2 protein-coding genes are annotated in these 12,162 nt (G+C 74.3%); both read right to left on the reverse strand.

The window, feature by feature from the left end; all coding sequences use genetic code 11:
- Positions 1-11,535: type I polyketide synthase (locus IH68_RS56070; RefSeq protein ID WP_199932023.1), on the reverse strand; the 11,535-nt coding region annotated here is incomplete at its 3' end.
- Positions 11,511-12,162, reverse strand: a 652-nt coding sequence (locus tag IH68_RS0148645) for an acyltransferase domain-containing protein (protein ID WP_159403899.1), incomplete at its 5' end; no start/stop codon positions are given. The genes IH68_RS56070 and IH68_RS0148645, both read right to left, overlap by 25 nt.

A 12,162-nucleotide genomic window follows, 5' to 3' on the forward strand; every position in this document is an offset into this window, starting at 1 on the left:
ATCCACATCCGCGGGCCTGAGCCCGGCACCGGCCAGCGCCTGCCGGATCACCCGCTGCTGCGACGGACCATTCGGCGCCGTCAGACCATTGCTGGCACCGTCCTGGTTGACCGCACTGCCGGCGACCACCGCCAGGACCGGGCGGCCCGCCGCCCGGGCGTCCGACAGCCGCTCCACCAGCACCAAACCCGCGCCCTCGGAGAACCCGGCCCCGTCCGCCCCGTCCGAGAACGCCTTGCACCGGCCGTCCGACGCGAGCCCGCGCTGCCGACTGAAGTCCAGGAACAGCCCCGGCGTCGACATCACCGTCACACCACCGGCCAACGCAAGGTCACACTCTCCCGCCCGCAGCGCCTGCACCGCCAAGTGCAGGGAGACCAGGGCGGCCGAGCAGGCCGTGTCCACGGTCACCGCGGGGCCTTCCAGGCCGAGGGTGTAGGACACGCGGCCGGAGACGATGCTCGCCGCGTTGCCGGTGCCGAGGTGGCCGCCGACGTCCTCGCCGGAGGCGACGAGGAGCGGGGTGTAGTCGTTGCCGTTGGTGCCGGCGAAGACGCCGGTCCGGGAGCCGCGCAGCGTCGTCGGGTCGATCCCGGCCCGCTCGAACGCCTCCCACGCCAGCTCCAGCAGCAGCCGCTGCTGCGGGTCCATCGCCAGCGCCGTGCAGGTGCCGGGGTGGTCGGGGTCGGGGTGGTAGAGGTTGTCGACGTCCCAGCCACGGTCGGCCGGGAATGCGGCGATGGCGTCGGTGCCGTCGGAGAGCAGTCGCCAGTAGTCCTCGGGGGTGTCGGCCCCGCCGGGGAAGCGGCAGCTCATCGCGGTGATGACGATCGGGTCGTCGGCGATGGCGGCGGACGCGCCGGCGGGCCGCGTGGTGGTGGGCAGGCGGTCGCCGTCGTCGGACGTCGTGCCGAGTTCGCCGAGTTCGCCGAGCAGCATCCGGGCCAGTTCGGCGCAGTTCGGGTAGTCGAAGACCAGCGTGGCCGGCAGCCGCAGTCCGGTGATCTTGTTCATGCCGTTGCGGAGTTCGACGGCGCTGAGCGAGTCGAAGCCGAGGTCGCTGAAGGCGCGGGTCGGCTCGACGGCCTCGGGCCCGGGGTAGCCGAGGACGGTGGCGACGTAGCCGCGGACGACGTCGAGGGCGGCGTCGGCCCGTTCGTCGGCGGCGAGTCCGGCCAGGTGGCGGCGGAGCGCGGGCCGGTCGCCGTCGGTGCCGTCGCCGCCGAAGGTGTCCCCGGCGGCCTGGCCGGAGGCGGCGGCGCGGGCCGGGGCGAGGACGCGCTGGGCGTCGGGCAGGTCGCGCAGCAGGGCGCTGGGCCGGGAGCCGGTGAAGGCGGGCGCGAAGCGTTCCCAGCCGATGTCGGTGACGGCGAGGTAGGTCTCGCCGTGGTCGAGTGCCTGCTGGAGGGCCTGGCAGGCCAGTTCGGGCTGCATGTCGTAGACGCCGTAGCGGCGGAGGCGTTCGCCCACCGCGCCGTCGCCCATGCCGCCGTCGGCCCAGTGGCCCCAGGCGACGGCGGTGGCGGGCAGACCGAGGGAGCGGCGCTGCTGGGCGAGGGCGTCCAGGAAGGCGTTGCCGGGGGCGTAGTTGCCGAGGCCGGGTCCGCTGATCGTGCCGGACGTCGAGGAGAACAGGACGAAGGCGGACAGGTCGCGGTCGGCGGTCAGTTCGTGCAGGTTGACCGCGGCGGTGGCCTTGGTGCGCAGCACGGGGTGCATCCGGCCTGGGTCGAGGGCGTCGATGACGCCGTCGTCGAGGGAGCCGGCGATGTGCAGCACGGCGTCGAGGGGGTGTTCCTCGGGGATCGAGTCGATCAGCTCACGCAGGGCGTCGCGGTCGGCGACGTCGCAGGCGGCGAGGGTGACGCGGCCGGCGCCGAGTTCGGTCAGCTCCGCCGTCAGTTCGGCGGCGCCCGGCGCGTCGGCGCCACGGCGGCTGGTGAGCAGCAGGTGCTCGGCGCCGAGGGAGGCGAGCCTGCGGGCGATGTGTCCGCCGACCGCGCCGGTGCCGCCGGTGATCAGGACGGTGCCGCGTGGGCGCCAGCTCTCGCCGGGCGGGGTGGCGCCGGCGAGCGGGGCGCGCAGCAGGCGGCGGCCGTAGGTGCCGGAGGCGCGCACGGCGGTCTGGTCCTCGCCGTCGGGCCGGGCGAGCAGGGCGCACAGCCGGTCGCCCGCCCGGCGGTCGAGGACGTCGGGCAGATCGATCAGACCGCCCCAGCGGTCGGAGTGTTCGAGGGCGGCGACCCGGCCGAGGCCCCAGACGAGGGCCTGCGGCGCGCTGAGGACGGTCTCCGAGGCGGTGACGGCGACGGCACCGCGGGTGGCGCACCACAGGGGTGCGACGATGCCGAGGTCGCCGAGGGCCTGGAGGAGGGTGAGCGTGCCGGCGAGGCCGACGGGCACCGACGGGTGTTCGGGGTGCGGCCTCTCGTCGAGGGCGAGGAGCGACAGCACGCCGCCGAGACCGGCCGGTTCCAGGGCGGGCGTGCCGTCCGTGGCGGCGAGCGAGGCGGTCAGCAGGCCGGCCAGACCCTCGCGGTCGGTGTCGGGGCTGCCGCCGTCGACGGAGACGACCCGGACGGTGACGCCGCGGTCGGCCAGTGCCTCCCGGGTGGCGTCCACCAGGGGGTGACCGGCGGCGGGTGCGACGAGGAGCCAGGTGCCGGACGGGGGTGCGGCCGCGGTGTCCTGGGTGAGCGGGGTCCAGCCGACGGTGTAGCGCCAGTTGTCGACGGTGGACTGCTCCTTGCTGCTGCGCCGCCAGGCGGACAGCGCGGGCAGCACCTCGTGCAGCGGGGCGTCGTCGCCGAGGTCGAGGGTGGCGGTGAGGGAGGCGAGGTCCTCGTCCTCCACCGTCTGCCAGAAGCGGCTCTCCACCTCGTCGGAGATCTCGGCGCCGTCCTCGGCGACGGGGTCCGCGTCCCGCAGCTCGGGCCAGAACCTCAGCCGTTGGAAGGCGTACGTCGGCAGGTCGGTGCGGCGGGCGCCGGTAGCGGCGAAGACGCTGTGCCAGTCGACGTCGACGCCCTGGGCGTGGGCCTCGGCGAGGGAGGTCAGGAAGCGGGCCAGGCCGCCCTGGTCGCGCCGCAGGGTGCCGAGTACGACGGCGTCGGCGGCGGCGTCCTCGATGGTCTCGCGGAGTCCGAAGGCGACGACGGGGTGCGGGCCGACCTCGATGAAGGTGCGGTGGCCGGCGGACAGCAGGCCTCGGACAGCGTCCTCGAAGCGGACGGTCTCCCGCAGGTTGGTGTACCAGTACGCGCCGTCCAGGGGGGTGTCGTCGTCCAGCCAGTCGCCGGTCACCGACGAGCGGAAGGGGATCGCGGCGGGCGTCGGCCGCAGGTCGGCGAGAGCGTCGAGGACCTGCTGGCGGATGGGTTCGACGTGGCCGGAGTGGCTGCCGTAGTCCACGGCGACCTTGCGGGCCTGGACGCCGTCGCCGGTCAGTTCGGCGAACAGCGCGTCCAGGGCGTCGGCGGCGCCGGAGACGACGACCGAGCCGGGGCCGTTGACGGCGGCCACCGCGAGCCGGTCGGCGTACGGCTCCAGGCGGGTGCGCACCTCGTCGGCGGGGAGCGGGACCGACATCATGCCGCCGTCGCCGGCGATGGCGGTGATGGCCTTGCTGCGCAGGGCGGCGACGCGGGCACCGTCCGCCAGCGACAGGGCACCGGCGACGACGGCAGCGGCGATCTCGCCCTGGCTGTGGCCCACCACGGCGGCCGGCTCGACGCCGTACGAGCGCCACAGGTGGGCGAGGGAGACCATGACGGCCCACAGGACGGGCTGGACGACGTCCACCCGGTCGAGGTCGGGGGCGTCCGGGCCGCCGCGCAGGGCCGCGGTCAGCGACCAGTCGACGTACGGCGCGAGCGCCTCCTCGCACTCGGCGATCCGTTGGGCGAACTCCGGTGCACTGTCGAGGAGTTCACGGCCCATGCCGGCCCACTGGGCGCCCTGGCCGGGGAAGACCAGCACGGGTCCGGTGCCACGCCGGTCGACGCCGCGGACGACGTCGCTGACCATGCGGTCCTCGGCGAGGTCGCGCAGCCCGTCCTCCAGGCCGCCGTGGTCGGCGGCGAGCACGACCGCACGCTGCTCGAACGCGGTGCGGGTGGTGGCCAGGGACAGTGCCAGGTCGGCGAGCCGGGCGCCGGGGTGGTCGCGCAGATGGACGAGGATCCTGCCCGCCTGGGCGCGCAGTCCGTCGGAGGTGCGGGCGGACACGAGGACTGGGACGAGCGGCAGCGCCGGGCGGGGGTCGTACTCGTCACCGGTGGTGTCGGCGTCCGAGGGAACCTCGTGCGGGGCCTGCTCGATGACGACGTGCGCGTTGGTGCCGCTCATGCCGAACGAGGAGACGCCCGCGCGGCGCGGTCGGCCGTTCTCGGGCCACGGCACCGGATCGTTCAGCAGGCGTACGGTGCCCGCGGACCAGTCGACCTCGGAGGTCGGGGTGTCGGCGTACAGCGTGGCCGGCAGCACACCGTTGCGGAGGGCCATGACCATCTTGATGACGCCGCCGACACCGGCCGCCGCCTGGGAGTGGCCGATGTTGGACTTCAGCGAGCCCAGCCACAGCGGACGGTCCTCGGGCCGGTCCTGGCCGTAGACGGCGATCAGCGCCTGTGCCTCGATCGGGTCGCCCAGCGTCGTACCGGTGCCGTGCGCCTCGACGACGTCGACGTCGGCGGGGGTGAGCCCGCCGCTGGCCAGCGCGGCGCGGATGACCCGCTGCTGCGAGGGGCCGTTGGGGGCGGTCAGGCCGTTGGAGGCACCGTCCTGGTTGAGGGCGCTGCCCTGGACGACGGCGAGGACGGGATGTCCGTTGCGGCGGGCGTCGGACAGCCTTTCGACGACGACCATGCCGACGCCCTCGGCCCAGCTCGCTCCGTCGGCGTCCACGGAGAACGGCTTGCAGCGGCCGTCCTCGGCGAGCGCCCGCTGCCTGCTGAACTCGATGAGCGAGCCCGGCGTCGACATGACGGTGACACCGCCGGCCAGTGCCAGGTCGCACTCGCCCTGCCGCAGCGCCTGCACCGCGAGGTGCAGGGCCACCAGCGACGAGGAGCAGGCGGTGTCGACGGACAGCGCCGGGCCCTCCAGCCCCAGGGCGTAGGCGATACGGCCGGACAGGACGCTCGGCGAGTTGCCGGTGCCGATATAGCCCTCGAAGCTGTCCTTGGCGGCGCCGAGGATGCCGATGTAGTCCTGGTAGGTGACGCCGGCGAAGACACCGGTGAGGCTGCCGCGCTGGGACGCCGGGTCGATGCCCGCCCGCTCCAGCGCCTCCCACGAGGTCTCCAGCAGCAGCCGCTGCTGTGGGTCCATCGCGAGCGCCTCACGCGGGGAGATCCCGAAGAAGCCGGGGTCGAAGTGGCTGGCGTTGTGCAGGAAGCCGCCCTCGCGGGCGTAGCAGGTACCCGGGTGGTCCGGGTCCGGGTGGTAGAGCTTGGCGAGGTCCCAGCCTCGGTCGGCCGGGAGCGGGGAGATGCCGTCGCCGCGGTTCGCGACGAGGTCCCACAGTTCCTCGGGGCTGGTGATGCCGCCCGGGTAGCGGCAGGCCATGCCGACGACCACGATCGGGTCGTCGTCGAGCCGGGCTCGGGAGGCCACGGGCGCCGCGGAGTCCGGCCGGGCGCCGAACAGTTCCTCGTCGAGGTGCGCGGCGAGCGCGAGCGGCGTCGGGTGGTCGAAGACCAGGGTGGCGGGCAGCAGTACGCCGATGTCGGCGCTGAGCTGGTTGCGCAGCTCGACCGCCGTGATGGAGGCGAAGCCGAGGTCCTTGAAGACGCGGGAGGGCTCCACCTCGTCGAGGTCGACGTAGTCCAGCACGGCGGCCACCTTGCGGCGCACCAGGTCGAGCAGCACCCGCTGCCGCTCGGCCGGGGACCGCCCGGCGAGCCGCCCCAGCAGGCCCGCTTCCTCGCCCGCGGCACCGGAGTCGGCGGCACGGCGGCGCGCCTGCCGTGCCGGGGCGGCGGGACGGGCGGGGTCCGTGGCGTCGCCGACGGCGGCAGCCGCGTCCGTACGGTCGGTTGTGGTGTCGGCGTGCGTGCGGTCCTGGTCATCAGCGGCGTGCGTACGGTCCTGCGCACCGGAGATGCTCGTACCGTCCCCCGCGGTCGCGCCGGAGGCGGGCCGCAGCCGCAGCGACTCGACGGCGAGGACCGGTTGTCCGGAGGCGTCGGCGGCCCGGAGCGTCACCGCGTCCTCGGCGCACCGGGTCAGCCGGACGCGCAGCGTGCCCGCGCCGTCGGCGAGGAGCGTGGCGCGCTGCCACGCGAACAGGAGCAGCCCGTCGCCCAGTCCCTCCGGCAGACCGAGGCCCAGCGGGTGCAGCGCCGCGTCCAGCAGGGCCGGGTGCACCCCGAAGCGCCGCGCCTGCTCGCGCGCCTCCTCACCGAGTGCGACCTCGGCGTACACGTCGTCGCCGTGCCGCCATACGGCGGTGAGCGCGCGGAACGCGGGGCCGTACTCCAGACCGGCGTCGGCCGCCAGCCGTTCGTACAGGTCTCCGATCTCGACCGGTTCGGCACCGGTCGGCGGCCAGACGGCGAAGTCGGCCTCCCAGCCGGCCTGGGCGTCCCGCCGCGCGGCCGTGGTACCGGCGGGCGCGAGCAGACCGCCCGCGTGGCGGGTCCACGGGGCCTCGTCGAGCTGGGTGTCGTCGGAACGTGAGTAGACGGCGAGGGCACGGGTGCCTCGGGCGTCCGGCTCCTCGATGCGGACCTGGAGCCGGACCGCGCCGTGTTCGGGCACCGTCAGGGGCGCCTCCAGGGTGAGTTCGCGCACCTCGTCGCAGCCGACCTGGTCGCCGGCATGGACGGCGAGTTCCAGGAACGCGGTGCTGGGTACGACGGCGGTCCCGGCGAGCCGGTGCTCCGCCAGCCACGGGTGCGAGCGCAGCGACAGCCGTCCGGTCAGGACGACCGCGTCGCTGCCCGCGACGGGCATCGCGGCGGCGAGCAGCGGATGGCCGGTGGCGGCGAGGCCCAGCGCGGAGGCGTCGCCGGTCCCGGCGGGCACGTCGAGCCAGTAGCGCCTGCGCTGGAAGGCGTAGGTGGGCAGGGCGATCCCTGCGGCGCCGGTCAGCGACGGCAGGGGTGCCGTCCAGTCCACGTCGACGCCCCGCGTGAACAGGGCGGACACGGCCGCGAGCAGGGTCCGCGGCTCCGGGCGGTCCGGCCGCAGCACGGGCACCTGGAGGCCGTCCGTCGTGGGCAGGCACGACTGGGCGAGGGTGGTCAGGGTGCTGTCGGGGCCGAGTTCGAGGAAACAGGTGACGTTCTGGTCGGCGAGGGTGCGGACGCCGTCGGCGAAGCGGACCGCGTCCCGCACATGCCGCACCCAGTAGTCCGGGGAGGTGACCTCCTCGGCGGTGACGGGTGCGCCGGTGACGTCGGAGATGACGGGGATGCCCGGTGCCGCGTAGGTGATGCTCTCGGCGACGGCGCGGAAGTCGGCGAGCATCGGCTCCATCAGCGGGGAGTGGAAGGCGTGGCTGACCCGCAGCCGCCGGGTCCGCTTGCCCAGTGCCTCGACGGCGGCGGCGATCTCGGCCACGGCGTCCTCCGTGCCGGAGACCACCACGGACAGCGGTCCGTTGACGGCGGCGATACCGACCTCGGTCTCCCGGCCCGCCAGCAGCGGCAGCACGTCGTCCTCGGACGCCTGGAGCGACACCATCGCCCCTCCGGCCGGGAGCGCCTGCATCAGCCGGCCCCGCGCAGCCACCAGACGGCAGGCGTCGGCCAGCGACCACACTCCGGCGACCTGCGCGGCGGCCAGCTCACCGATGGAGTGGCCGAGGAGCACATCGGGGCGCACGCCCCAGGACTCCAGCAGCCGGAACAGGGCCACTTCGAGGGCGAACAGGGCGGGCTGGGCGTACTCGGTCCGGTTCAGTACGTCGGTCTCGGCACCGAAGACCACCTCCCGCAGCGGGCGCGGCAGTTCGGTGTCCAGGTGCGCGCACACGGCGTCGAAGGCATCGGCGAAGACCGGGTAGGTCTCGTACAACTCCCGTCCCATGCCGAGACGTTGGGAGCCCTGCCCCGCGAACAGGAAGGCCGTACGACCGTCCTGGAGCGCCGAGCCGATGACGGCGCCCTCAGGCTGCTCGCCGTCCGCGACGGCCCGGAGTGTGCGCAGCGACTCCTCGCGGTCGGCGCCCCACACCACTGCCCGGTGCTCGAACACCGAGCGGGAGCGCACGAGGGACGCGGCCACCTCGACCGCCGTCGCCTCGGGACGGCCCGTGACGTGGTCGGCCAGCCGCTCGGCCTGCGCACGCAGCGCGGCTCGGCTGCGGCCGGAGATCACCCAGGGCAGCGGCGCGGGCAGGTCCTCCTGGACACCGGCCCGGGGCTCCTCCGAGGAGGGCGCCGGCTCCACGAGAGCGGGCTGCTCCAGGACGATGTGTGCGTTGGTGCCGGACACACCGAAGGCCGACACACCGGCACGCCTCGGACGCCCCTCGGCCTGCGGCCAGTCGGCGTTCTCCGTCAGCAGCCTGACGTCACCGGACGACCAGTCGACGTGGGTGGACGGCCGCTCCGCGTGCAGGGTGCGCGGCAACTGGCCGTGGTTCATGGCCAGCACCATCTTGATGATGCCGGCGACGCCCGCGGCGGCCTGGGTGTGGCCGATGTTGGACTTCAACGAGCCGAGCCACAGGGGCCGTTCGCGATCCTGACCGTAGGTGGCGAGGATGGCCTGCGCCTCGATCGGATCACCCAGCGTCGTACCGGTGCCATGTGCCTCCACCGCGTCCACGTCGGCGGGCTTCAGCCCGGCACCGGCCAGCGCCTGCCGGATCACCCGCTGCTGGGCGGGGCCGTTGGGGGCGGTCAGGCCGTTGCTGGCGCCGTCCTGGTTGACGGCGGAACCGGCAACGACGGCGAGCACCGTGTGTCCGTTGCGGCGGGCGTCGGAGAGCCGCTCCACGACGAGCACACCCACGCCCTCGGCCCAGCCGGTGCCGTCGGCGTCGTCGGAGAACGCCTTGCACCGGCCGTCCGCCGCGAGCCCGCCCTGCGAGCTGAACTCGACGAACGCGCCCGGGTCTGCCAGTACGGTCACACCCCCGACCAGCGCCAGGTCGCACTCGGCGGACCGCAGCGACTGGGCCGCCAGGTGCAGCGCCACCAGGGAGGACGAGCACGCCGTGTCGACAGTCACCGCGGGGCCCTCGAAGCCGAAGGTGTACGCGACGCGGCCGGAGACCACGCTGCCCGCGACCCCCGTCAGCAACTGCCCGCCGAGCCCCTCGGGCACCTCACGGAGTCCGGCACCGTATCCGGAGCTGCCGGCGCCGACGAACACGCCCGTACGGCTGCCGTGCAACGAGTCCGGCCTCATCGCCGCGTGCTCCAGGGCTTCCCAGGACGTTTCCAGCAGCAGCCGCTGCTGCGGGTCGACGGCGAGGGCCTCGCGGGGCGAGATGCCGAAGAAGGCGGGGTCGAACTGCGCGGCGTCGTAGAGGAAGCCTCCGGCACGGGTGTGGCTGCGGCTGGTGCCGCCGTCCGTGGAGCCGTGCAGCGCGTCGAGGTCCCAGCCGCGGTCGGTGGGGAACTCGGAGATCGCGTCGGTGCCTTCGGTGACCAGTCGCCACAGATCGTCCGGGCCCTCCACCTGGCCCGGCAGGCGGCAGGCCATGCCGACGATGACGATCGGGTCGTCCGTCGTGACCGTCACGGCCGGGACGGGCGGCAGCGCGTCCGTCGCGCTGTCGCCGGTGTCGTCGGCGAACAGCTCCTGGCGCAGCAGCCGTGCGAGGGCCGTCGGCGTCGGGTGGTCGAAGACGAGGGTGCTGGGCAGCTTCAGGCCCGTCTCGGCGGCGAGCCGGTTGCGCAGTTCCACGGCCGTGAGGGAGTCGAAGCCCAGATCGCGGAAGGACCGCGTGGCCTCCACCGCCCCGGCGTCGGCATGGCCGAGCGTCGCCGCGGCTCCGGCCAGCACCAACTCCAGCAGCACGCGGTCGCGTTCGGCCGCGGGCAGCGCGCCGAGCCGGTGGCGCAACGCCGAGCCGGCCGATGCGCCGGCGAGGGAGTCCGAGGTGGTGGTGAGGGCCGCGCGTGCTTCGGGCAGATCGGCGAGCAGTGCGCTCGGGCGGACACTGGTGTACGCGGGGGTGAACCGCGCCCAGTCCACATCCGCCACGACCACCACCGCGTCCGCATCCGACGTCGCGTGACCCAGAGCGCGTACGGCCCGGTCGGGATCCAGCGCCGGCAGACCCCGCCGCCGCAACGCCTCGACCGCCTCCGCACCGGCCGCCATACCGCTCCCGGCCCACGGACCCCACGCCACCGACGTCCCCGCCAGCCCCCGCGCCCGACGCGCCTGCACCAACCCGTCCAGGAACGCATTGGCCGCCGCATAACCGGCCTGACCACCACTGCCCCACACCCCGGCAATGGAGGAGAACACCACAAACGCATCCAGCACGCGATCACCCAGCACCGCATCCAGATGCACCGCACCGGCCACCTTGCCGGTCCACACCGCGGCCAAGTCCTGCACCGACATCTGCTCCAGCGGCACATTCACCACCGCACCCGCCGCATGCACCACCGCATCCACCTCGTGCGCGGCCAGCAGCGCCTCCACCGCCGCACGGTCAGCAACGTCACAGGCCTCGACACTCACCTCCACCCCGGAGGCGGCCAGCCCATCCCGCAACTCCCGCGCACCCGCAGCCTCCAGACCCCGACGGCTGACCAGCACCAGATGCCCGGCACCCTCCGCAGCCGCCCACCGCGCCACCCGAGCACCCAACGCACCCGTGCCACCCGTGATCAACACAGTGCCCCGCGGACGCCAACCGGCCTCCCCACCACCACTCTCCCCCACGGCCACCCGCACGAGCCGACGCCCGAACACACCCGACGCCCGCACCGCAACCTGATCCTCATCCCCGACACCGGACAGGACCGCCACCAGTCGGCCCGCCGTGCGGCGGTCGATCACGGTGGGCAGGTCGATCAGACCGCCCCAGCGGTCGGCGGCCTCCAGTGCCGCCACGCGGCCCAGGCCCCAGACGGCTCCCTGTACGGCGTCGACCGGGCCATCCGAGCGGCCCACCGACACGGCGCCCCGGGTCACCGCCCACAGCGGTGCCGCCACACCGGCATCGGCGAGGGCCTGTACCAGCGCCACCGAACCCGACACGCCCACCGGCACGCCGTCTCCCTGGTTCAGGTCACCGGAGAGGGCGAGCAGCGATACCACGCCTGCGATCGACGCTTCACCCTCCAGCCGCGCGGCGAGCTGCCCACGGTCCATGGCGGCGTCGTAGGCGACTCGCTCCACCTCGGCACCACGGGCTGCCAGAGCGTCGAACACCGCCTGGGCCCACGGGTCCTGGGCGCGTCCAGCCGGTTCGACCATCAGCCAGTGGCCGGACAGCGTCGCGGAGCCGGAGACGTCGGCCAGCGGCCGCCATTCGACGCGGTAGCGCAGGCCGTCCATCTCGGTCCGTTCCAGGCTCTGTCGCCGCCAGGAGGTCAGAGCGGGCAACACCGCGCCCACGACCTCCTCCTCCAGCTCCAGCGCACCGGCCCGTCCGAGCCGCGAGTGAAGGCGGCGGCCACGGCGGCGACCACCGCACCGGCCTCCGCCCGGTCCTTGCGCAACGCCGGGACGAACAGCCGTCCTTCGTCGGCGACACAGTCCTGAGCGAGCACGGTCAGGGTGCTGTCGGGGCCGAGTTCCAGGAAACGGGTGACGGTCTGCTCGGCGAGGGCGGCCACGGCGTCGGCGAAGCGCACCGTGCGGCGGACGTGCTCCACCCAGTAGTCCGGGGAGATCAGCTCGTCGGTGACGGGCGCACCAGTCACGGTGGAGACCAAGGGCAACTTCGGGCGCTCGTAGGAGAGTTGTTCCGCAACCGCGCGGAAGTCGGCGAGCATCGGCTCCATCAGCGGGGAGTGGAAGGCGTGGCTGACCCGCAGCGCCGTCACCTTCCGGTCCTGGGCGCGGAAACGGTCCGCGATCTCCTCGACGGCCTCCGCCGCACCCGAAATCACCACCGAATGCGGCCCGTTGACGGCGGCGACTCCCACCCGGTCATCGAGCAGAGGCAGCACCTCGACCTCGCCGGCCTGCAACGCCACCATCGCGCCGCCCGCCGGGAGCGCCTGCATCAGCCGCCCCCGC

The sequence above is a fragment of the Streptomyces sp. NRRL S-646 genome (genome assembly GCF_000720765.1).
Classification (GTDB): domain Bacteria; phylum Actinomycetota; class Actinomycetes; order Streptomycetales; family Streptomycetaceae; genus Streptomyces.